Source organism: Luteococcus sanguinis (assembly GCF_039527675.1).
Taxonomy (GTDB): Bacteria; Actinomycetota; Actinomycetes; order Propionibacteriales; family Propionibacteriaceae; genus Luteococcus; species Luteococcus sanguinis.
Window position 1 is genome coordinate 47,939 of record NZ_BAAAKI010000024.1, and the last position, 22,883, is coordinate 70,821.

General features: G+C 69.1%; 20 protein-coding genes. 4 read left to right on the forward strand and 16 right to left on the reverse strand.

Annotated features, from left to right (window positions below):
- Positions 1-44: 44 nt before the first annotated feature.
- Complete coding sequence (locus ABD089_RS12595) at positions 45-629, forward strand: hypothetical protein (protein ID WP_343886781.1); 585 nt, start codon at positions 45-47, stop codon at positions 627-629.
- A 237-nt stretch (positions 630-866) separates the two neighbouring features.
- Here the strand turns inward: ABD089_RS12595 and ABD089_RS12600 are convergent, their stop codons facing one another.
- From ABD089_RS12600 to ABD089_RS12635, 8 genes are all read right to left on the reverse strand, one after another.
- On the reverse strand, positions 867-1,454 hold the full coding sequence (locus ABD089_RS12600) for a transglycosylase family protein (protein WP_343886783.1): 588 nt from the start codon (positions 1,452-1,454) through the stop codon (positions 867-869).
- 217 nt (positions 1,455-1,671) lie between these two features.
- A complete protein-coding gene (locus ABD089_RS12605) occupies positions 1,672-2,079 on the reverse strand; it encodes an OsmC family protein (RefSeq protein WP_343886784.1) in 408 nt (135 codons plus the stop codon).
- Positions 2,080-2,130: 51 nt separating this feature from the next.
- Positions 2,131-2,736, reverse strand: a complete 606-nt coding sequence (locus tag ABD089_RS12610; RefSeq protein WP_343886785.1) for a hypothetical protein — start codon at positions 2,734-2,736, stop codon at positions 2,131-2,133.
- 3 nt (positions 2,737-2,739) lie between these two features.
- Positions 2,740-3,063, reverse strand: coding sequence for a thioredoxin (gene trxA, locus ABD089_RS12615; RefSeq protein ID WP_343886786.1), 324 nt, complete (start codon positions 3,061-3,063; stop codon positions 2,740-2,742).
- Positions 3,064-3,099: 36 nt separating this feature from the next.
- Positions 3,100-4,257, reverse strand: a complete 1,158-nt coding sequence (gene trxB, locus ABD089_RS12620; protein WP_386769761.1) for a thioredoxin-disulfide reductase — start codon at positions 4,255-4,257, stop codon at positions 3,100-3,102.
- Positions 4,258-4,483: 226 nt separating this feature from the next.
- On the reverse strand, positions 4,484-4,756 hold the full coding sequence (locus ABD089_RS12625; protein ID WP_343886787.1) for a hypothetical protein: 273 nt from the start codon (positions 4,754-4,756) through the stop codon (positions 4,484-4,486).
- 118 nt (positions 4,757-4,874) lie between these two features.
- Positions 4,875-6,623 carry an alpha/beta hydrolase gene (locus tag ABD089_RS12630; protein ID WP_343886788.1) on the reverse strand — a complete coding sequence of 583 codons (1,749 nt, stop codon included), beginning with the start codon at positions 6,621-6,623 and terminating at the stop codon, positions 4,875-4,877.
- 173 nt (positions 6,624-6,796) lie between these two features.
- Positions 6,797-7,774, reverse strand: coding sequence for a sugar-binding transcriptional regulator (locus ABD089_RS12635; RefSeq protein ID WP_343886789.1), 978 nt, complete (start codon positions 7,772-7,774; stop codon positions 6,797-6,799).
- A gap of 149 nt (positions 7,775-7,923) precedes the next feature.
- Here ABD089_RS12635 and glpK point away from each other — a divergent pair, with 149 nt between their 5' ends.
- Complete coding sequence (glpK, locus tag ABD089_RS12640) at positions 7,924-9,423, forward strand: glycerol kinase GlpK (protein WP_386769784.1); 1,500 nt, start codon at positions 7,924-7,926, stop codon at positions 9,421-9,423.
- Between the two features lie 261 nt (positions 9,424-9,684).
- Here glpK and ABD089_RS12645 read toward each other — a convergent pair whose 3' ends face one another.
- From ABD089_RS12645 to ABD089_RS12670, 6 genes are all read right to left on the reverse strand, one after another.
- Entirely contained in the window at positions 9,685-9,996 is a 312-nt protein-coding gene (locus tag ABD089_RS12645) for a hypothetical protein (RefSeq protein ID WP_343886792.1), read from the reverse strand.
- Complete coding sequence (gene sigM / locus ABD089_RS12650) at positions 9,993-10,679, reverse strand: RNA polymerase sigma factor SigM (protein ID WP_343886793.1); 687 nt, start codon at positions 10,677-10,679, stop codon at positions 9,993-9,995. Before sigM ends, ABD089_RS12645 begins: the two co-directional genes overlap by 4 nt.
- The gene (locus ABD089_RS12655) at positions 10,676-12,550 is read right to left on the reverse strand and encodes a protein kinase family protein (protein ID WP_343886794.1); all 1,875 of its coding nucleotides are present in this window, start codon (positions 12,548-12,550) and stop codon (positions 10,676-10,678) included. Before ABD089_RS12655 ends, sigM begins: the two co-directional genes overlap by 4 nt.
- An 8-nt stretch (positions 12,551-12,558) precedes the next feature.
- The gene (locus ABD089_RS12660) at positions 12,559-14,583 is read right to left on the reverse strand and encodes a DUF6049 family protein (protein WP_343886795.1); all 2,025 of its coding nucleotides are present in this window, start codon (positions 14,581-14,583) and stop codon (positions 12,559-12,561) included.
- A gap of 9 nt (positions 14,584-14,592) precedes the next feature.
- Positions 14,593-16,035 carry a CCA tRNA nucleotidyltransferase gene (locus tag ABD089_RS12665; RefSeq protein WP_343886796.1) on the reverse strand — a complete coding sequence of 481 codons (1,443 nt, stop codon included), beginning with the start codon at positions 16,033-16,035 and terminating at the stop codon, positions 14,593-14,595.
- Positions 16,036-16,097: 62 nt separating this feature from the next.
- Complete coding sequence (locus ABD089_RS12670) at positions 16,098-16,970, reverse strand: EamA family transporter (RefSeq protein ID WP_343886798.1); 873 nt, start codon at positions 16,968-16,970, stop codon at positions 16,098-16,100.
- A 437-nt stretch (positions 16,971-17,407) separates the two neighbouring features.
- Between ABD089_RS12670 and ABD089_RS12675 the strand changes: the two genes are divergently transcribed.
- The gene (locus ABD089_RS12675) at positions 17,408-18,535 is read left to right on the forward strand and encodes a calcium:cation antiporter (protein WP_343886800.1); all 1,128 of its coding nucleotides are present in this window, start codon (positions 17,408-17,410) and stop codon (positions 18,533-18,535) included.
- 33 nt (positions 18,536-18,568) lie between these two features.
- Here the strand turns inward: ABD089_RS12675 and ABD089_RS12680 are convergent, their stop codons facing one another.
- Together ABD089_RS12680 and ABD089_RS12685 are read right to left on the reverse strand one after the other, a co-directional pair.
- Entirely contained in the window at positions 18,569-19,366 is a 798-nt protein-coding gene (locus ABD089_RS12680) for an SH3 domain-containing protein (protein ID WP_343886801.1), read from the reverse strand.
- A gap of 116 nt (positions 19,367-19,482) precedes the next feature.
- Positions 19,483-20,346: a mechanosensitive ion channel family protein gene (locus tag ABD089_RS12685; RefSeq protein ID WP_343886803.1), complete on the reverse strand. Its 864-nt coding sequence runs from the start codon at positions 20,344-20,346 to the stop codon at positions 19,483-19,485.
- Between the two features lie 108 nt (positions 20,347-20,454).
- Between ABD089_RS12685 and ABD089_RS12690 the strand changes: the two genes are divergently transcribed.
- Entirely contained in the window at positions 20,455-22,869 is a 2,415-nt protein-coding gene (locus tag ABD089_RS12690) for an asparagine synthetase B family protein (protein ID WP_343886804.1), read from the forward strand.
- Positions 22,870-22,883: the final 14 nt, after the last annotated feature.

Here is a 22,883-nt window from a genome sequence, read left to right on the forward strand (position 1 = left end):
GTGCGTAGCATGGCTGCAGGGCACTCATTACGAGAGGGGGCGCGGTGATCGGACGACGTGTGCGAACGCTGCACCCCGACGCGCTGGCCAGGTTGTCCAGTTGTGGCGCCCCCGGCAGCGTGCCGAGGGCCGGCGACCAGGCTTGGGCCTGCGCGGCCGCCGAGCAGTGGGGGATGTGCGGGCTCGCCCTCGTCCACAACGACCATGTCGTCGCCCATGCCCTGGTGTGCCCGACCTTGAACCTGCCCCCGGACCATCCGCTGGCGCGATGGTCCCGCTCCCCCGAATCGGCGGCGCTGATCGAACTGCACCGCACCGATGGGGCCCCGGATGATGCGGAGAAGGTGCTGGTGCAGTCCTTGGCCGCGCGCCTGGAGGGACGTGTCGGAGGCCTCGAGGCGGCGGGCGCCCTCGGTCGTCCGAACTGTCACCAGCCAACCTGCAGATGGCTCGAGGAGGTCGGCTTCCTACCGGTCCCGGGCGCCGCAAGCCCCACCGGACGACGGATGCGGCTCGACCTCGCGTCCACGGTGATCTGGCGTCCGGGCTTGCGGGGAGCCTGGCGGGCGGTGCACACGCTCGTCGAACGTCCCCTGGGCGCCGAACCGACGGGCCGCGGGCAGCACTGAGCGCTGCGAACCCACTGCACCCACTGCACCCACTGCCCCCACTGCACCCACTGCACGGCTTGCTCCGGGCGGTCGGTGCCGCCAAAACGCGCACCATGCCGTGATCCGGTCTCGTGGCGGGACCGGATTGCTCGGAGGCGGCGATTTTGGCGGAGATCTTGCGACGTGACATGACGAAGGCCCCGGAGTGCTCCGGGGCCTTCGTGCTGAATGTGGTCGGTGCTGGTGGTCAGGGGGTCAGCGGACGCGGACCTTCTGGCCAATCTTGATCATGTTCGGGTTCTTGATGGTCGACTTGTTGAGGCTGTAGATCTTGCCCCAGGTGGTGCCCTGCCGCTTGGCGATCTTGGCGAGGGTGTCACCCGAACGAACGGTCACGTAGACGGCACCCTTGGTGGTCGTCGTGCGCGTGGTGGTGGTCTTCTTCTTGGTGATGACGGTCTTCACGGAGGACGTGGTGCCGGTGGAGACGGCCAGGCCGTTGGCGCGGGTCAGGCCAGCGCGGACCGAGCAGACGGGCCAGGCGCCCGGACCCTGCGAGGCCAGCGTCTTCTTGGCGATCGCGATCTGCTGCGCACGCGTGGCGCCGTTCGCGTTGTAGGCGTACTTGCCGCCGCCGTAGCCGATCCAGGTGGAGTGGCTGAACTGCAGTCCGCCGTAGTAGCCATTGCCGGTGTTGATGCTCCAGTTGCCGCCGGACTCACACTGCGCGACGCGGTCCCAGACGGTGCTCGCGGCATCCGCCTGCGGGGTGGCGGCGAGGCCGATGCCGGCGCTCAGCGCGGTCGCAGCAGCGAGGGTGATGATGCGGTTGGTCTTGGTCATGGAGAACAACGTAAGAGCAGTCTGAGGAATTCTCAAAGAGGCCCCAACCAGAATTCTCTCAGAATCTCTTCTCCGGTTCCCTCCTGGGGACGCCGAATGCCGTTCCACAAGGTGAGTTCCTGGACGCACAGCTACGGAGTGAAGTTTTTCACTGAGCCCATGTACTCAGGCTGTCGGTGACAGCGGGCTCATGGGCGACGCCCAGCTCGTCACCAGCTCAGAGGCGGACGAACTCCACGTCCGTGGGGTGCTCGATGGTGCGCGAGACGGTGCAGTCCTTCTCGTGGCTGAGCTGGATCAGCCGGTCGACCAGACCGCGGGCCTGGTTGCCCTGCTCGTCGTCAGCGAAGTCGACGTCGAAGGCCAGCCGGACGTTGTCGAGGCGCTTTCCGCCGTCCTCGTCGGTGACCTTCTCACCGGACGCGGTGAGCTCGAAGCGGGTCGGCTCGGCACGGCGGGAGGTCACCACGTCGACGTCGATCGCCGAGCAACCGGCCAGCGCGGCCAGCAGCAGGTCGACGGGGGAGAACTGGCCCTCGCCGCCGAAGTCGATGGTGGCGCCGTCGGCATTGGTGGCGGTGTACTCGCCGGTTGCGCGCCGGGTGAGGGAGATCGTCTTGCCCATGGTGATTCCTTCCATGCTGCAGTTCGGTGTCGGGTACACGCGGCAGGGGGGTCAGGCGGCGAGCTGGTCGCCGAACTGGTTCGCCAGGTCCATCAGCTCGACGCGCGACAGGCCCACCAGGTCGACCACCGCGATGGCCGTGTTGTCGCGGATGACCGCGCAGCCATCGTGGTTGTTGTCGGAGCTGGTGCCGCAGAAGCCGGAACCCTCGGCGATGATCGCATTCATGCCCATGTCGGTCATGAACTTCTTCGCGTCCGTCTCGGGACGGCTCATCAGCAGCACGACCGTCGCCTGACCGCCCTTGGAGTATGTGGCCGTGATGGTGGACTTCTTGGTGTTCGGGTTCATCGACGGGGTGTCCGCAGAGTTCGCGTCGCGGGAGTACTCACCCATCGACAGCGGCGGCATCAGCCCCCACGGCGTCCGCGAGGGCCCGATCGTGATGACCTCGGTCGGCTTGTTCGCGTTGTAGCGATAGGCCGCGTAGCCGCCCCCGCCGAGCGCGAGCAGCACCAGGAGCGCCCCCACCAGGGGGACCACCCAGCCGGGGAGACCGCCGGTGTGGATGACGGGGCCCGCCTCCAGCTCGTCCGGACCGGTGGTCCGATCGCCCTGGAGGTGGCCGTCCTTGCGCCTGCTGCTGTGTGCGGGCATGGCTCAGAGGTACTCGTCCAGCGCCTTGAGCAGCGCACCCTTCGAGCGCGCCCCCTGCAGCGACTTCACGACCTGGCCGTTCTGCCAGACCTGGAGCGTGGGCAGCGAGAGGACACCCTGCTCGGTGGGCACCTTGGGGTTCGCATTGGTGTCCAGCTTCACGAAGTTGATCTTGTCGCCGTGACTGGTGGCCAGCTCGTCGATGATCGGGGAGAGCTGCTTGCAGGGGCTGCACCAGTCGGCCCAGTAGTCCACCAGGGTGGGCTTGGAGGAGTTGACGACGAGCTCGGCAAAGGTGGCGTCGGTGACCTCGGTGACGTTCGACATGGCGATCCTTTCGGGAGTCTTGCTTGGGGTGGGGTGTCAGGCCTGGACGTTGACGTCCGCGAGGTCGGCGAGGAAGCGCTCGGCGTCCAGCGCCGCCTGGCATCCCGAGCCGGCCGCCGTGATGGCCTGGCGGTAGGTGTGGTCGACCAGGTCGCCACAGGCGAACACGCCGGACAGGTTGGTCTTCGTCGAGTGCGGCTCGACGAGCACGTAGCCGGCGTCGTCGAGGTTGACCTGGCCCTTGAAGAGCTCGCTGCGGGGGTCGTGGCCGATGGCGATGAACAGGCCCTCGACGGGCAGCTCGCGCTGCTCGCCGGTGACGGTGTCGGCCAGGGTCACCGACTTCAGCGAGGGGTCACCGGACATGCCGACGACCTGAGAGTTCCAGGCGAAGGTGAGCTTGGGGTCGTTCTCGGCGCGGGCGATCATGATCTTGGATGCGCGCAGCTCGTCACGACGGTGGATCATCGTGACCGACTTGGCGAAGCGGGTCAGGAAGGTGGCCTCCTCGACGGCGGAGTCACCGCCGCCGACCACGGCGATGTCCTTGTCCTTGAAGAAGAAGCCGTCGCAGGTGGCGCACCAGCTGACGCCGCGGCCGGAGAGACGGTCCTCGTCGGCCAGGCCCAGGCGGCGGTAGCCCGAGCCGGTGGCCAGGATCACCGCGTGGGCGCGGTGCTGCTTGCCCTCGGAGTCGGTGACGACCTTCACCGGACCTGTCAGGTCGACCTCGGTGACGTCGTCGGCGACCAGCTCGGCACCGAAGCGCTCGGCCTGGGCGCGCATGTTGGCCATCAGGTCGGGGCCCATGATCCCGTCCCGGAAGCCGGGGAAGTTCTCCACCTCGGTCGTGTTCATCAGGGCGCCGCCGGCATCCAGCGCGCCCTCGAAGACGAGCGGGTTCAGCTGGGCGCGCGCGGCGTAGACGGCGGCGGTGTAACCGGCGGGGCCGGAGCCGACGATGATGACCTCCCGGACGGGCTCATCGGTTGCGGTGGCCTTCGGTGCCGCCTCGGGAACGCTGTCCTCGAAGGAATCCAGCGAGATGTTCGGCAGGCTCGCGCCTCCCAGCGAGATGCCACCCAGCGAGATGCCGCCCATGTTGGGCAGGTCGATTTCAGCGGGGCTGGTCGTGGTTCCGGCCGTGGGGCTGGTAACGGCTCCGCCGGCTGGGCCGGTTGTCGTCTCGGTCATGGCGTCCTCTCACCGGTGTGATGCACCGGCCACTCTACTGATCTGGCGCCTGGGCGGACGTGCGCGCGTCCGGTGGCAGCGTAGTCAGCCCAACCACCGGACGCGTGACTTTGTTCCCGGCCGTCGACAGGCTCGGGGTTCGTGGAGCCCCCGACTCGGGGGATCATGTTCCCACCCGGGGATCATGGTGGACCCAAGGACCATTGAAGCCGGGACGGGATCGTCCCTACTTGTCGTGACCGCCGCAGCCACAGCCGCAGCCGCCCGACGACTTGCCGGCCAGCGGCAGCTCCTCGCGCACCTGGCCTGCGACCTCGACCGGGTCGGCCGGAGCCTGCTCGTCGGAGCAGGTGCACACGCCCGTCTCCGCGCAGCCGCAGTCACAGGCCACGCCGCAACTGCAACCGCAGGGGCAGCCGATCGCATCGGGGGCGTCGACGACGATGTCGGGGGTCTCGGTGCCCTGGGTGGTCTCGGTGCCCTGGGTGGTCTCGCTCATGTCTTCCTCCTGAGTTTGGGGGTGGCGAGCTCATCGGGGAGCTGCGCCCAGCACCGATGCTACGGCCCCTCCTGCCGGAGCAGAAGGGGCCGCAGCAAGCGTCCAGCAGGCGACTGGCTCACTTGAGCCGGGCACCCGGCTTCGGTGCCATCCGCACCCCCGCGCGCTGGGCCACGGAGAGCAGCACATCTTCGGCGGGGTCGTCGCGATCGCTCAGCTTGATGCTGAAGGGCTGGTAGCCGTCCTTGCAGGTCGCCCCGGCCGCCGGCAGCTTCCCGTAGACCAGGTAGGCCTCGATCGCGTCCGTCGAGCACCGGCCGGTGCCGTAGGCCGTGTGCCCCCAGTTGTTCGAGGTCAGCAGGCGGGCGTTGCCGAGGCGGCCGGCCGCGGCCTTCGCGCTGGCGTAGCTGGTGGCCGGGTCCCACAGCGATCCGACGACCAGGATGGTGGCGGAGGTCTTCTTGTTCCACGGGCCGCGGTAGGCGTCCTCGTCGATGGCCTTCCAGTCATTGGATGCGCACCACGGGGACGACCATCCCCAGGCCTGGGCGAAGGGACCACCGGTGCGCACGCCGCGTGCGACGGCGGACTTCCAAGCCAGCGCACTGCCCGGGTTCAGCGAGTCGGTGCACATCACCGAGGCATAGGCCTCGATGTCGTTGGAGTAGCTGAATGCGGACGAGGTGAACCGACGGGCCGCTGTGGCGGTGTGGGTCGTGCGGAACTCGGTGTGCAGCGCGCGGAGCTTCTTCAACGCGGTGGTGCCCTCGGCGGGCGTGGTGGGCCACAGGGCCCCCTCCAGGGCTGCGGTCTCGGCGGCCACCCAGTCCATGCCGTCGGTGGAGTACAGCATCCCAAGGGTGCTGTTGATGAACGTCGCGTAGCCGTAGCTGATCTGCTTGCCGGTGAACAGGTCGGTGCTGACCAGTGGGTGCTGGACGAGTTCGCGTGCCACCTTCGACCACCGACCCATGGCATTGCCGCTGATGGCGCAGTACTCCTTGCCGGCCGCGTCGCAGCGCTTCATGCCCTCCTTGAGCGCGCCCCAGGCCCCCTCGGCAGAGCCGAGGCGCAGCGTCACCGGCACGTTCTTGGTGGCCTGGGTTCCCGCCCAGGCGACCGGGTCGATGGTCCCGTCGATCGCCAGTGCACGGATGCGGTCGGGGAACATGTTGGCGTAGACCTGCCCCAGCTGGGTGCCGTAGCTGAAGCCGAGGTAGTTGAGCTTCTTGTCCCCGACGGCACGGCGCAGCACGTCCATGTCTCGCGCGACCTCGGCCGTCGAGGCGGTCGAGGAGAGGGTCTTGCCGGTGGTCGAGCAGCCCTGGGCCAGCTTCTGGGCGCTCTTCAGGTAGGCCGCCCGCTCCCCGTCGTCGATCGGGAAGGGGATGTCGAGGCCAGCCAGGGCTCGCGTCTGCGCCTTGAGGTCGGTGAAGCACCTGACCTGGTCGGTGAAGGCGACACCTCGGGGGTCGATGCCCACGATGTCGAAGCGTGACGTGACGATCGGGTTCGCGATCATCCCCATCATCGCGGCCATCTGCGTTCCGGAGCCGCCGGGGCCGCCGGGGTTCACGAAGAGCGTGCCGATCTTGTGCACCTGGTCCTTGGACGGCACCTTCAGCAGGGCGACCTCGGTGGTGGCGCCCTTGGGCTGGTCGTAGTCGACGGGCAGCCGCGTGCTGGCGCACTGGTAGGCGCCGTAGCACTCGAACCAGTCGAGCTTCGGCGTGGGAATTGAGTCGACGCGCTTTGCCTCGATCGCGGACGTCTTGGCCGGGGTGGCTGCCTGCGCGGTCGACGGTGACACGAGCGGGACGCCGATGACGGTGGCCAGCATCGTTGCGGCCAGGGCTTTGAACCTCATGGGTTTCTCCTCAGGGGCAGAGTGGGTGTCGTGAAGAGATGGTGCGCGACCCTGGAGCAATCCAGTGCGGCGCCGCCACTTCCAGAGCGTGCACCCTGTGGGCACCAAGGTGAAGGCCCTGGCGTCGATTGAGGGTAAAGTCCAGCCGATCGGCCAGTTCTGCGGCGCGGGGGCTACGACTGGGGTCGCGGGGAGCCGACCTGCAACTTGGCCAGCACGGCCTTGGCCGTTGCCTCGTCCACCACGACCTCAGTGGCCAACCTTGCGCGCAACAGCCCCAACAAGGGTGACGCCTTGCCGACGCCCGCCACCACGCACAACCGGCGTGGGATCCGCTGCAGGTCAGGAGGAGTCATGCCACTGGCGCGCTGGTTGAGGGCGATGTCGGCCCAGGTTCCGTCTTCGCGCAGCAGCACCGTGTTCACGTCCCCGACGGCCCGGTCTGCGCGCAACTGGGCCATGTCCGTGTCGTCGAGGTAGCCGGCCGAATAGACGTGCGAGGGGACGGCCGAGGCCAGGGAGCCAACGCCGAACAGGGCCAGGTCTGCCTTGCGTTGGCAGCGGCGGACGTTCTGCACGCTGCGCTCCCGGAACATGGCCTGCCGGGTCTCCGGGTGGTCGAAGAAGGCAGGGACGGGGAAGTCGACGACCTCCGCCCCGAAGGAATCCGCCATCTGGCTGATGATCGAACCGACGTAGGGGGTGCCGAAACCGGTCATGTTGCCGCCGCCATTGAGCTGGACGAAGGAGACGCCGTGCAGGTCCCGCGGCCGGACATAGGGCACGACCGCCGACAAGGTGGTGCCCCACGCGGCCCCAATGGTCATGTCGTCCTCGACCATGGACGTGATGAGCTGCCCGGCAACCCGCGCCACCCGATCGAGGCGGTGCACTTCGGTGCTGCCCTCCCGGACGGCCACGATGTGCGCGATGACGCCGAAGATCCGGGCGAAGGTGTCGGACAAGGCGGCGTCCTGGCCCGACGGATTGCGCAGCGTGATCGTCACCACGCCGGTGTCCCTCGCGTCCCTCAGCAGCCTCGAGACCGTCGAGCGCGAGACGCGCAACTGCCGCGCGATGGACTCCATCGTCTCACCCTGCACGTAGTACAGGGAGGCGGCCAGGTACATCTGGTCAGATCGCTCGTGCATGGTCCTCCCTCATCGGTTGCACGTACGTTCACCATCATGGCCGAAAGCCCGGCCGTCTGGTGGAGTTCCACAGGTGGGGAGCCTCCGCGACCCTGCACTACGACAAGACACGATGAGGTGTGGAAGTGACGGACGACACGAAGTACATCATGGCCATCGACCAGGGGACGACGAGCTCCCGGGCGATCATCTTCGACCACTCCGGCAAGATCGTCGCGACGGGCCAGAAGGAGCACGAGCAGATCTTCCCGAGGGCCGGCTGGGTGGAGCACGACCCTGCCGAGGTCTGGGACAACGTGCGCGAGGTCGTCGCCAGCTCGCTGAGCCAGGCGAACATGAACCGCCACGACATCGCCGCGGTCGGCATCACCAACCAGCGCGAGACCACGGTGGTGTGGAACAAGGAGACCGGCGAGGCCGTCTACAACGCCATCGTCTGGCAGGACACCCGCACCCAGAAGATCGTCGAGGAACTCGGCGGCGGCAATCCTGACAAGTACAAGGACAAGGTCGGCCTGCCACTGGCCACCTACTTCTGTGGCCCCAAGGTGAAGTGGATCCTCGACAATGTCGAGGGCGCCCGCGCCGATGCGGAGGCCGGCAAGCTGCTGATGGGCACCATGGACACCTGGGTGCTGTGGAACATGACCGGCGGCGTGAACGGCGGCGTGCACGTCACCGACGTCACCAATGCCTCCCGCACCATGCTGATGGACCTCAAGACCCTCGACTGGGACGCGGACATCGCGGCCGACATGACGATCCCCATGAGCATGCTCCCCGAGATCAAGAGCTCCGCCGAGGTCTACGGCAAGGGCGACCAGGGCGGATTCCTGATGGACATCCCGATTGCCGGCATCCTCGGCGACCAGCAGGCTGCGACCTTCGGCCAGGCCTGCTTCGAGAAGGGCATGGCCAAGAACACATATGGCACCGGCTGCTTCATGCTGATGAACACCGGCGAGGAGATCGTCCCCAGCAAGAACGGCCTGCTGACCACCGTGTGCTACCAGATCGGCGACAACAAGCCGATCTACGCACTCGAGGGATCCATCGCCGTCACGGGATCCCTGGTCCAGTGGCTGCGCGACAATCTGCGGATGTTCGACAGCGCTCCCGAGGTGGAGGAGCTGGCGGCCTCGGTGGAGGACAACGGCGGCGCCTACTTCGTGCCCGCCTTCTCCGGCCTGTTCGCGCCCTACTGGCGTGCTGATGCCCGCGGCGCGCTCGTCGGCCTGACCCGTTACGTCAACCGCGGCCACATCGCCCGCTCGGTGCTGGAGGCCACCGCCTACCAGACCCGCGAGGTGCTGGACGCGATGGAGGCCGACTCGGGTGTGCAGCTTGAGGAACTGCGCGTCGACGGTGGTATGACCGCCAACGAGACGCTGATGCGGTTCCAGGCCGACCAGGTGGGCGTCCCCGTCGTCCGTCCGGTCGTCGCCGAGACCACCGCGCTGGGCGCCGCCTACGCCGCCGGCATCGCCGTCGGTTACTGGAGCGGTGAACAGGACGTCATCGACAACTGGGCCGAGGACAAGCGCTGGACGCCTGCCATGGAGGACGCCGAGCGCGAGCGCCTCTTCCGCAACTGGAAGAAGGCCGTCACGAAGACCTTCGACTGGGTCGATGAGGACGTCGAGGGCTGAGTCTCCTCGCACCCACGCTCAATAAGATCACGCTGGACCCACGCTGACGGCGGGGCCGAACCCTTGATGGTTCGGCCCCGCTGCCGCGTGTCTGAAGGCCTGTCAAGCACGACTGACTGCCACTGCCGTCAGCGGATCGGCGGGATGCGGCCCGCGGATGGAGGCTGGAAGCCGTCGTTAGCAGGAGCGCCCAGCGCAGCCTGCGCACCCTCAACTCGAGCCAGCGTCAGATCAAGCAATTGCTCGCGGTGCACGAGATCGTCAGCGCAGCATGATCCCGGCGTCCGGTGTGACGGCCGAGGACTCGTCCAGGTTGGCGCCCAGGGACTCGTCAAGTTCTTCGGGGGTGGCCCCGGGGTGGAAATCCCTGCGTGCCTCGCGCTGTTCTTGTTCGGCGCGCAGGGCACCGGTGATGGCTCGGGACACCGCGGCGGGGATCTCGACGTCCGTCTGGCCCGCGAGCACGCCCGACAACCACGCCAGGTCTTCTTCGCTTGGCGCGTCCGTCGGGCCGGTGCTGCTGGGGCCGGTGCTGCTGGGGCCGGTGATGGAGCGCTCGTCGGGTGTGCTCATCGGGAACTTTCCTCGGTCTGCGGGGATGCCGTGCACGCGGGCCCCGGCAAGGGATTGGACGTCGAGCGCCCCCCATCCGGTTCCCGCAGGTGCTGCAGCAGCGGAACCAGCCGGGCGCGACCGCGGGAACAGCGGGACTTGACCGTGCCGGTGGGGCAGCCGAGCAGCACGGCCGCCTCCTCCACCGAGTAGCCCTCCATGTCGACCAGCACGATCGCCGCGCGCTGGTCGGGCGAGATCTGGCCCAGGGCGACCTGCACGGCATCGCGCGTCTCGGCCTGCTCGATCTGCTCCGTCCCGTCGCCCAGCGCCAGGCCCAGGTCCAGGTCTGCGTTCTGGGGGAGGGCCTCGGTGCGGCGCACCGCATTGCGCCGGATCCGGTCCAGGCAGGCATTGACGACGATCCGGTGCAGCCAGGTGGTGACCGCGGCCTCGCCGCGGAAGCTGCCAGCACGCCGGAAGGCCGAAATCATCGCCTCCTGCAGCGCATCGGCCGCCTCGTCCGGGTCGCGCATGGTGCGCAGGGCGATGCCCCACAGGCGGTTGCGGTGCCGGGTGAACAACTGGGCGAAGGCGTCCGGGTCACCCGCGAGATGGGCCTTGAGCAGGTCGTGGTCACTGGCCTCGACGTCAGCGAGGTCTGGGTCGAGGATACCCGTGCCGGCGGCGGTGGCCTGCGTCACGACTTCACCTCGATCTCGTTGATGCTGGCCTGGTACTTGTTGGACCCGATGTTCGGCAGGCTCGTGACGTAGACCAGCAGGTAACGCGTTGTCACCGGCGAGGCGGGCTTCAGTTGCGCGGTGGTGCCGGCTGCGTCGATGCTGGCCACGGTCTTCCAGGCACTCGCCTTCGTCGTCGGCGCGCTGGTGGCGCCGGTGTCGTTCGGAACCCGCAGCTGGATGCCCGTGGGGGTGCCCTTCAGCCGCACGTTCACCTCGCCCACGCTGGCCTGCTGGCCCAGGTCGACAACCAGCCCGACGCCGGGCTTGAGCTTTCCGAACTTGGCCGAGTTCAGGTAGACGAGCGTCTGCCATGCCGTGGCCGGGTTGCCGTCCCAGGCGTACTTGACCAGGTTGGGGTTCTCCTCGCCGTTGCCGTTGTCGGCGGTGGGGTCGAAGTCGTCCACATTGGTGGGGGTGTAGGTCTGCACCTCGTCCTCGCCAAGGATGCTGCCCGTGCCATCGCCGGTGGCCTTCTGCCAAGCGAGCCGCAGCAGCGACGCCACCAGCACCAGCAGCACCAGGCCAACCAGTGCCACCAGCCACGGACGCTTGGTCGGCCGGGGCCGGGGACGCATGATCGTGGCCCCACGCACGACCGTCGGGGCATCGGTGGGGGTGTGCGGGGACGTGGCGCGTGGCGCCGGGGCGGGAACGGCGATGGGGTGTTCCGTGGCGGCTGCGGTGGCACCGGCGAAGGCGACGCCGGGAAAGGTGTGCTCCAGGGGAGCGAGCCGCCCGGTGTCGTCACCACTTTCGTAGGCGTCCGCGGCGTGCACCGGAAAGCGCATCCGGCGTTCCAGGTCGGCGGACGCATCGGCTGTCCCCAACACCTTGTTCAGGGCTCCCACGAGCTGGTTGGCGGTACGCAGGGGCAACTCGTTCTGGCGGGGGGAGGCCGACAGCACCTGGTCGCAGATGGTGTCCAGCGCCGGGCTGACCCCTGAACGCACCTGGCGGGGCGTGAGCCAGCCGCGCTGGTCCACCGGGGCCGGTGGCATGCCCCAGGGCCGGGCCTGGTCTGCTTCGTGCAGCTGGCCGGGCTCGGCCGGCCACCGGTTGACGAGGCTCGCGTAGAGCACCTTGCCGATGGCACGCACGTCCGCCTCCTCCCGCTCGGACCAGGCCAAGATGCCCTGGTCGGCGTCCGGATGCAGGGCGGCCTCGATCAGGAAGCCCACGACCTTGACCGCACCGGTGGCGGTGATGATGACCGTGTCGGGGTTGATCCGCTGGTGGAAGAGCCCCTCCGCGTGCACGGAACTCATCGCGTCGGCCAGCTCACGGGCGACCCAGGCCGCCTCCAGCGCGCTCAGCGGACCCTGCCTGAGCAGCTTCTCCATGCTCTCGCCAGGCGCGAACTCGCAGACAACCACAGCGGGTTCGTCGCCGGCCGGCTCGACGGCGTCCAGCACCCTCAGGAACCGCGCATCGGTCGCGGTGGCCGCCTTGCGGGCCGCGTCCAGGGCGTCGGAGGTGCGCGGATCATCGGCGCCCAGCAGGTGCACCAGCACCGAGCGGGAGAGCTTCTGATCAAAGGCGCGCCAGGTGGCCGTCCCGCCGCGCTCGGCGAGTTGCTGCTCGAGACGGTAGCGGTCGGCCAGGACGTGCCCGACGTGGGCGAGCGGCCCCTCGGATCCCGCGTGGCTGCCGGTCGGGGTGTTGACCGCCATCGCCGGGGGGAGGTCTTCGGTGTCGACGCTCCCATCAGACGAGAGCACGTCGGTGCCGAGGGTGTCCTCCTGGTCGGGGCCCTCGTCGGCCACCGTTGGCATCAGCTCGGTCTCCAGGGCGTCCACCTCTGCGTCGCGGTCGGTGTTCTCGGCGTCCATCGGTCCCCTCATCGTCGCGGCTGGCCCAAGTCTGCCACCGCCTGTTCGGCCCGGCGCTCACGCTGGACCTGTCGGATTCGCATCGCAGTCGCGCCCAGCAGCACCACGCCGGAGCCCACGATGATGATCCAGCCGATGCGCCCCATCGAGGTGGCGGTGATGGTCATCGACTGGGCCTCCCCGATCGGACGTCCCGACTCGGTCACCAGCTGGCCGGTGACGCCCACCTTGCCGTTGGCCTTCGCCTGGATCGTCACGCGGATCGTCTCGGTACCGCCGGCCGGGATCGACTCCAGCTCGGAGTCGGCCACGACCAGGCGCTGCGGGTTCTCGCTGGTGAAGGTGGCCTTGACGCTGACGGCTCGGTCGAGGTGGTTGGTCACCGTCACCGGCACCTCCTGCTCGGCGGCGGAGGTAACGATGTCGGGGGTCACCGAGAGGCTGACGCCCTGACCGGTGGCGGCATTGCCGTAGGCCGAGCCCACGGCCTTGGCCCACCGCGCGGCGGCCGGACGACGCCCGCCCCAGGCCTGGCTGATGGCACGCGGCAGCATCTTGCCCAGCGCGGTGGCGGCGGCCTCCGGTTGGTTGGTCAGCTCGCCCCAGACGGTCACGTCACCGCCCGCGCGGTCGACCTGGTCGAGCCAGTTTCCGACCTCGACCGGCTCGATCTTCGCGAGCTCTGCGGTCGGTGGGTTGGTGATGGCGGCGACCCGCTCGTCCAAGGGTTGCCAACTGCGCCACGGGGCGGTGGCCGTGCTCAGGGCGGCCTGTTCCGCGGTGGTCACGATCGTCACGGTGGGCGTGACCAGTTCGGTGGCCTGCAGCCGCCCGACCTTCTGCGGCGCGGTCGTCGTCGGGTCGGGGCCGGGGCCGCCGTCGTAGGCGTCGGCGGCGTAGCGAACGATCGTGGTGCCGTCCACCGTGGCGACCGGCGCGCTGCCCAGCTTGCCGGCGACGAGGACGAGCGCGGGGTCGAGGTCGGCGACGAAGGCAATCAGGTCTGCGTCCGCGGCCCCGTCACGAGGCGCGATGGCCAGCGGCAACTTCGCCAGCGCGTGGGTGCTGGGGACGGCGGCGGTTGCCTGGTCGAGGACGTCGTGTCGTCCGGCGGCCTCCAGCAGGGCGATGTCGGGGTCGCCATAGGGGGTCCGGTAGGCGTCGCCGCGCTCGATGAGGGTCCCCAGGTCGGCCAGGAAACTCTTCGCAGCGGCCTGCCCGGCGGCGGTCGAAGCGGTCGAGCCCTGGACGGTGTAGCCCTGCGCCATCACGGCCACGTCGTCGTAGAGGGCGGGGTCGATCAGCGCGGTCGCACCACTGGTCAGGGCAAGGTCCATCAGGGTGCGCAGGCGCCCGTCCAGCTCGGTGGCGAGGTGGTCGTCGGCGAACATGCTGCCCTGCAGCAGGCCGGGACGAGAGCCGATCCGCACCACGACGGTGCTGGTCACCGAGTTGACTGCGGCGACCGGCAGCAGGGCCCGCGCGCGACCCAGGACGCCCGCCCGCCCGGCGACCTTCACCTGGAGGCCGACCAGGTAGGCGGCCGGGGTGGTGGTGAAACCGAATCCCTTGGCACCGGCCAGGTCGCCCGCGACGGTGAAGTCGACGCTCTCACCGGCGTCGAGGGAGGTCTTCCCGGCGCTGACCTGGGAACCCTCGGCGGAGGTGGTGGTGATGTTGAAGTAATTCTTCCGGTCTTCGTAGAGGCGGGCACCGACCGGGTTGAAGGCCGCGCTGTCGAGCGCCGCGGCCAGGCTCGGGGCGTCGCGGATCGGGTCCGTCGAGCGCCACAAGTAGACCTGCACCCCGCTGAGCGCCTCGGTGCCGGTGTTGCGCGCAGTGCCGCGGATGACGACCGTCCCGGTGCCGGTGGTGCTGGCCGGGGTGATGGAGGTGATGGTGAGCTGGACCGGTTCGGTGGTCTCGTCGGCCTGGGCGGGGAGCGCGAAGCTGGCCAGGAAACCGAGGAGTCCCGCGAGCAATACCGACAGGGCGCGCCGGGCGCGTGGGTCGGTCACTCGGGCGGGGATCACCCGTCCAGCCTAGTTGGACCGGGCCTGCCACCAGGCGAGCAACTCGTCCCTCGCCTGCTCGGGCCCGAGTGGGCCCGATTCCATCCGTCGTTCCAGCAGGAAGTTGTAGGCCGCGCCCACCTCGCGTCCGGGACGGATGCCCAGCAGCGCCATGATCTCCTCGCCGTTGAGGTCGGGGCGGATGGCGTCCAGCTCCTCCTGCGCCGCCAGGACGGTGATGCGTTCCTCGAGGTCGTCGTAGGCGGCGCGCAACCGGGCGGCCTTGCGCTGGTTGCGCGTGGTGCAGTCGGAGCGGGTGAGGATGTGCAGGCGCTCCAGCTGGTCACCGGCATCACGGACATAGCGGCGCACCGCCGAATCGCTCCACTGGCCCTCGCCGTAGCCGTGGAAACGCAGGTGCTGCTCGACGAGCTGGGCGACGGCCTTGACCTCATCCGAGCTGAAGCGCAGCGCCTTGAGCCGCTTGCGGGCGAGCTTGGCGCCCACCAGGTCGTGGTGGTGGAAGGTGACGGTGCCGTCGTCCTCGAACTGGCGGGTGGCGGGCTTGCCGATGTCGTGCAGCAGTGCGGCCAGCCGCAGCACGAGGTCGGGGGCGTGCCCGCGGGACTTCTCCAGCTGGATGGCCTGGTCGAGGACGGTCAGCGAGTGCGCGTAGACGTCCTTGTGGCGGCGGTGTTCATCCGTGGTCTCCTTCATCGCCGGCAGTTCCGGCAGCACGCGGGCGGCCAGGCCGGTGGTGACCAGCAGGTTCAGGCCAGGGCGGGGGTGATCGGTGAGCAGCAGCTTCGACAGCTCGTCGCGGACGCGCTCGGCACTGATGATCTCGATCCGGTCGGCCATGTCGGTCATCGCACGCTGCACGTCGGGTGCGACGGTGAACTGGAGCTGGGACGCGAAACGGGCGGCCCGCATCATCCGCAGCGGGTCGTCGGAGAAGGAGAGTTGCGGGGTGGAGGGGGTGCGCAAGGTTGCGGCGGCGAGGTCCGCGAGGCCGCCCCATGGGTCGACGAAGGTGGCATTGGCGACGTCGTAGGCCATTGCGTTGACGGTGAAGTCGCGGCGGACGAGGTCGTCGGCGATGGTGTCGCCGAAGCTGACCTCTGGCTTGCGGGAGTCGCCGCGGTAGACATCCGCGCGGAAAGTGGTGACTTCGACCTGGTACTCGACGCCATTGCTGGTCTTCTTCGCGCCGATGGTGCCGAAGTCCTTGCCGATGTCCCACACGGCCTTGGTCCAGCCACGCAGCAGGGCCTCGACGTCGTCGGGGCGGGCGGAGGTGGCGAAGTCGAGGTCGTGCTGGACGACGCCGAGCAGCGCGTCGCGCACCGGACCGCCGACGAGGTAGAGCTCGTGTCCTGCCTGCTGGAACAGGGTCGCCAGTTCGGCGACCACGGGGGTTGCCTGCAGCATCTGGGAGACCTGCTCGGTCTGGGTCTGGTCAAGCTCTGGCACGAGGTGCGAGTCTACCTTTTGCCCGGCCCTGTCGGGCTCGGGTGGAGCTCAGGGCGAGCCCGTCAGCCCGCGGAGCGGGTGGCGCCGATGGAGGCGGCGATCACGCAGGCCATCGCCACCAGGTCGGTGGGGCTGAGGCCCTCGCCGATGATCACCAGCGCGGCGAGCGCCGCGGCGGCCGGTTCGAGGCTCATCAGGATGCCGAAGACGCGTCCGGGCAGCGTGCGGAGCGCGGACATTTCCAGCAGGTAGGGGATCACCGAGCTGAGCACGCCGACGCCGGCGCCGGCGATGAGGACGTGCGGGCGCAGCAGGACGTCCCCGGAGCTGTGGATGGCGGGGGCGGCGAGGGCGACCCCGCCGATCGTGCAGGCGAGCATCACGGCCTCGTGGCCGGTCCAGGTGAGGCCCGCGCGGGCGCCCATCTTGATGTAGCCCGCCCAGCAGACCGCTGCGGCAAGGACGAAAGCCACGCCCACCGGGTCGAGGTGGGTGGGGGTGAAGCCGAGCAGGGCGACGCCGGCGAGGGCCAGCAGGGGCCAAGCGATGTCGCGGGCTCGGCGGGTGGCGGCGACGGCAACAGCCAGGGGTCCGAGGAACTCGATGGTGACCGCCAGGCCCAGCGGAACCCGGCTCGCGCCCTCGTAGAAGGTGGTGTTCATGGCGACCAGGCATACGCCGTAGGCGAGCCCGGCCTTCCAATTGCGGGGCGGACGCCCGTTCGGCTGATGGGTGGAGCTTCCCCGACGGGCGACGATGAGCGTCCACAACCACAGCACCACCGCGGCGGAGACCAGACGCAGCCAGGCCATGGAGATCGGCGTGGCCTCGTCCATCACCGTCTTGGCCACGGCTGCACCCACCTGGACGGACATGATCGAGCCCAGCACCAGCCAGATGGCGCTGGTGGTCGGGGTCCGGGGGGTCCGTTGCACCTGAGCAGGCTAGTCGGCTGGGCTCTTGCGCCCTACCCGTGCCCGGCCCGGCGCCGGGGATCGCGCCTTCCGGGAGCCGATGGTGCACCCTTCCTGCACAACTTGATCTGGGGTGGCGATTCGCACAGCCCGCCAAAATCGCCACGTCAGGGCAATCTGGTCCCGTGGTGGGACCGGATTGCCCTGTCGCGCGCGTTGTGGCGGACTCGAGGGACTGACCCGTCGGGGAGGTCGGCGCGCGGCACGAGTGCCGGCTGGTAAAATCGGGGACGACCGATTGGCTGGGCCAGGCCCCCGCGGTCGCGCTGAGGGGATGTCCTTCGTTCCCGGTCTGTCATGGGGGCCGCCAGAACCGTGCACCGCCTGTACCAAGCACCATCACGACCGTGCACCACCCGAACCGAGCACCATCACCGCCCAATATCCAGGAGGCCCTGTTGACGACCTCAACCGCCACCCGCCCGATCGTCCGCCACCTTCTTGACTGGCGCATGTTGATGCCGCTCGTCGCCGCGGTGCTGCTGGCGTTCAACTGGGGCACCAAACCCAGCTACCTGATGGACGCGGTGTTGGCGGTCGCGCTGGTTGGGGCGATCCTCGCGGCTGTCCACCACGCCGAAGTGGTCGCCGAGCGGGTGGGCGAACCCTTCGGCTCGCTGATCCTGGCCGTCGCCGTGACGGTGATCGAGGTCGGACTGATCGTCATGCTCATGTCCGGCGGGGGAGAGGCGACCCTGGCCCGCGACACCGTCTTCGCTGCCGTGATGATCACCACCAACCTCATCGTCGGGCTGGCGATCGTCGCCGCCGTCGGAACCCACCGCGCCGAGAGCCCCGGCGGCTCGGCCTGGTTCAACCCGGAGGGCGCTGGTGGCGCGCTGGCCACCACGCTGGTCGTCACGGTGCTCTGCCTGGTGTTGCCCTCGGTGACGACCTCCTCACCTGGCCCGGTCTTCACGCCATCCCAGCTCGCCTTCGCCGGAATCTTCTCCCTGGTGGCCTACATCTTGTTCGTGGTCACGCAGACGGTGAAGAACCGCGACTTCTTCCTGCCCGTCGACCGCAACGGGGACGTGCTGGACGCGAACGACCATCACACTCCGCCCACGAGCCGCGCCGCATGGGTCAGCGTCGGGCTGTTGATGGTGGCGCTGGTCAGCGTCGTCGGGCTGGCGAAGCTGATCTCACCCGCCCTGGAGAAGGGTGTCGCCGCCGTCGGGCTGCCCGCACCCTTCGTCGGCGTGGTGATCTCCCTGGTGGTGCTGGCGCCGGAGACCTTGGCGGCGGTGAAGAATGCCCGCTCAGGACGCCTTCAGATCAGCCTGAACCTGGCCTATGGGTCGGCGATGGCGAGTGTGGGGCTGACCATTCCGGTGCTGGCGGCGATCAGCCTGTTCGCCTCGCTGGAGCTCGAACTCGGCCTCAGCCCCCTGCACATGGCCCTGCTCGCCCTCACCGCCGTCGTCAGTGTGCTGACGGTGATGCGCGGACGGGTCGTGCGGCTGCACGGCGGGCTGCACCTGGTGATCGCGGCAGCCTTCGTCTTCCTCTCCGCGATGCCCTGACGGCTGGGTTTGGTCACCCCGCGGTAGTGGGGGTCAACGGACGCTGACGTGCACGTGATTCTTGTGGTTCGCGTTGTCGGAGCCCCGGTTGGGCATCTTGCGCCAACCCTCTCCCGAGCGCTGGACGCTCCAGATGCGCTGGTTCCAGATGACATAGGTGATGCCCAGGCGGGAGGCATTGGCGCGCAGGTGCTCGGCGATGGCCTGACCCAGGGCGGCATTGCGCTTGTAGGCGGGGATCATGATGTCGACGGCGCGGCCGCTGTAGTGGTCGGACCCATAGGACGCGCGGGCGCCCAGCATGGTGGTGATCCACGGGAACTTCGCCCGGACCTCCTGCGCGACCAACCTGCCGTTGCGCACGACCCCGCCGGGCATCGCGACGTGCGAGGCGAGCGGCAGGGTGGTCGCGACGGCGATCGCGCCTGCAGGGGTTCCCTGCACCACCTTGGGCGCCACGGCCGTCGCGGTGTTCGCCGACGAGGTCGTCTTCGAGGTCGTCTTCGATGACGCCGCGGACGTCTGCAGCTTGAGGTACCTCGACGAGATCCAGCCGCTCGTACCGGCGGTCGTGACCTGCATCCACTTGCCCGAGGTCTTGCCCGTCAGCGTGACCTTCTGGCCCTTGCGCAGAACCTTCACCGCACGGAACTTCGTCCCCGCACCCGAACGGACGAAGACACTGCCGAGCGTGATGGCGGTTGCCTTCGCGGTCTTCGCGGTCTTCGTGGTTGTGGTGGCCTGGGCCGTGGTGGGCGCGGCGAACTCCGCGACGACGAGGCCGCTGACGGCCAGCGCGGAGGTCAGGACGGTGCGACGGGTGAGGCTCATTGAGGGCTCCTGCAAAGGCTTGGTGTGGCCCCTATCGTCGCCTTTCCTGAGAGACGAAGCCTTCTTCTCTCGTCTTCTCCTCAGGATTGGTTCAGCTTTCTCCCCGCTCCAGACGATCAGGCCGGCCCTTGGACCCCTGCCGCATCGAGCAGCACCTTGGCGCGTTCCCGGATCTCTCGCGCGACGCCGTACTGCTGGTTGGCGGCGCATTTGGCGCTCACCCGCAGCGTCATCGCCTGACCGACGATCGACTCCACGCCCAGCACCTTTGGTCGCTCGAGCAGCAGGTCGTGCCAGCGCGGGTCGGCGTCCACCTCGTCCGCAGCCTGCTGCAGCGCGCGCAGCGCGACGGCCGGGTCGGTGGAGTAGTGCACGGGGATGTCGATGGTCGCGATCGACCAGCCCTGCGAGATGTTGCCCAGCTTGCTGATCTCGCCATTGCGCAGGTGCCACAGCATGCCGTTCGCGTCGCGGATGGACGTGGTGCGCAGGCCAACCTCCTCGACCGTCCCGGTCACGTCGCTGACCGTGATCACATCTCCGACGCCGTACTGGTCCTCGACGATCATGAAGACCCCGCTGATCACGTCCTTCACCAAGGACTGCGCGCCGAAGGCCAAGGCGACGCCGCCGACCCCGGCCGAGGCGAGGACGGGTTGCAGCGGCAGGCCGATCACGTCGAGTGCGGTCAGCAGGGCGACGCCGAAGATGACCACGCTGGCCGTGGAACCGAGCAGCTGGGCGACGGTGCGGGTGCGCTGGTCGCGGCGCTCGTGGTCGAGCCCGGACGCCCGGGCCAGGATCTGACCCGGGCGTCCGAGCCGCTCCAGATGCTGCTGGGTGCGGATGGTCGACGCGAGCACCGTCCGGCGGATCGCCCAGCCGACCAGCCCGCGGACGACGATCGCGACCAGCGCGAGCACGACGAGGTGGATGGGGGTGTCGGGCCAGGCCCAGACCAAGGAGTCGAGCGTTCTCACTGGGCCATTCTCACCCGTTGCGGGCATAGGTACCGGACACCTAGCTGGACGAGTGTCCGCAACGCGTGTCCACAGCTTTCCCAGAAGCGGGCCAACTAGCCTGATGGGGTGCCCATCACACACATCCCGGAGACAGCCCTTCCCGCGATCCCCGCCGGTCGCGAGCCCCGCGTCCACGAGGTCGTCACCGTGCAGGGGGTCGGCGCCGGACGTCCCCGCTTCGGCTCGCGCCAGCTCTCCGACTTCCGCCCGATCAGCCTCGGCGGGCTGGTGGCTACCACCTCGGGCACCCACGACGTGACGATGGGTTCCGAGCCCACGGCACTGACCAAGCAGACGCTGGCCGACGCGGTGCTGTGGACGGGTGAGTGGTTCGGCGCCTTCGAGTCGTCCGACAAGCAGGCGCTGGTGATCTGCTCGGACTTCTTCGGCTACTGCCCGGTCACCTGGGCCCTGCACGCCAGCGCGGGGACGGAGGGGACGCTGCATGCGTCCAGCTCCCTGCGCGGTATCGCGACCAGCCTGGCCCGGGCCGGGTACGATTCCAGAGTCGCCTGGCCCACGGCCATCCCCTCCCTGGTGAGCAATGCGACGATCTTCATGCAGCGCTCCTCGCCGCGGTCCCTGCGCGAGGGGGCCCAGACCCTTCGTCCGGATCAGTTCCTGCTCGTCACCGCGGAAGGCGTCGAACTTGTCGACCGGCCCTTCTTCTCCGACCCACAGGGACGCAGCTTCGACGAGTTGGTCGCCGCCGGCACCGAACGCGCCGCCGCCAGCCTCCGCGCCGCCATGGACGACGGCCACGGCTCCTTCAACCTCAGCCTGTCCGGCGGGAAGGACTCCCGCGGCGTGCTGGCGCTCGCGTTGGCAGCAGGCGTCCAGGACCGGTTGGAGGTCTACTCGGCCGACCCGCGGACCGCCGCGCCGGCCAGTCGTCCGGTGATTGCCCGGGACCTGCCGTTGGCCGCGACGATGGTCGCACGGTACGGATTGACGTGGAAGGGCAACGACCCGGTACCGCAACGCCGGGTGACCTTCGAGGAGACCCTCGACCTCTTCCAGGACTACCGCGGCGGGCAGAGCTATGAGTTCCGGGCGCCCTTCATGCTGGGTGAACCAAGCGGCCCGACGATGCTGAGCCTGCACGGCGGCGGCGGGGAGCTGTACCGCAGTCACTACGGCCACCTGCACCGCGACGCCTATCCGCGCTGGGCCGAGGGCAATGCCAACTCCACGGACGGGATCCGCAGCGACCTCACCCGGCTGTTCAACACGCTCGTCCCCGCCGCGGCGGTGCCCACCCAGCTGTACCGGCAGGCACGGACCGCCTTTGTGGACGCGCTCGACTACGGCCTCGCCTCCGACGTCGACGGGACGCTCGACCGCTTCTACGCCATGCACCGGAACCGGGCGCACTTCGGCATGGTCCGCTACGGCGTCGCAACGGGCAACACCATCCTGTGCCCGCTGGCCCAACCGGAGTTCCTCTGGGCCAACGGGTTGCTCTCCCGCGAGGACCAGGAGACCGGTCGGCTGCTGTTCGCCCTTCTGGAACAGGGCGATCCCGACCTCAATGCGCTGCCCTTCGAGGCGCATTCCTGGCCCGAAGAGTGGGTTGCCCGGTCGAAGGGCCGCGCCGAGGTCTGGACCGATGAGCTGCGCGAGAGCGGGCTGGCCTCGTGGCGGGAGAAGGACGCGCAGAACCGTGCCGTGCCGGCTGATCAGCGTCCAGCGGTGATCGGGACGGAGACCTTCGATGCGCTGGATGAGTCGCGGCGCGCCATCGCCGAGCGGATGGACGAACTGCTCACCCACCCTGCCACGACGGAGGCGGCCCGCCAGTTGGCGAGCACGATCGCCGCCACCCAGGAGAACTCACGTGCTTCAACCATCTCGATGGCCGCGCGCGTCGCCAGCCTCACCGACGCGTTGGGCACGGTTGAACATCCCGTCGTGCGCCGGTCGCTCGCCTTCGATTCTGCGGGGTTGCGCAAGGGCACCGTCCCGACCGCGCCGGTGGTGCGCGAGCGGATCGTCGTCCCCACGGCTGCCGAGGTCGTGGCCGCGCTGCCCCGGCCGGTGCAGAAGGTGGGCTACCTGGCCAACGTGCGCTCCGCTGACACCCGTCGCGCGGTCGCCCAGGCCCGGGATGCAAAGTCGCTGCGCAAGGCGCTGGTGGGGGATCGTCCGCTGCCCAGGCATGCCGCCGAGACCGACGAACAGCCCGACTACGCCGAGATCCATCGCCGTTCCACCGTCGGCGACCTGAACCTTGAGGTGCGCGTCGAGGACGGACGCCTGCACGCCCTCGCGAGCACCGACGGCCCGGTGGAGTACGCCTACTACGTCTTCCATGGCGATGAACGGGTCGAGACCCGGTGGTACGAGACGGACGCCGAACTCGTCTACCCGGCGGAGGGGGCCCTCGAACCGGGGACGTGGAAGGTCCGGGTGCACGCACGCCGGCCGGGGATCACCACCGGGGGCAAGGTGATGAACTCCGAGCCCCTGATCGTCGACTGACCAGTGCGGGTGGT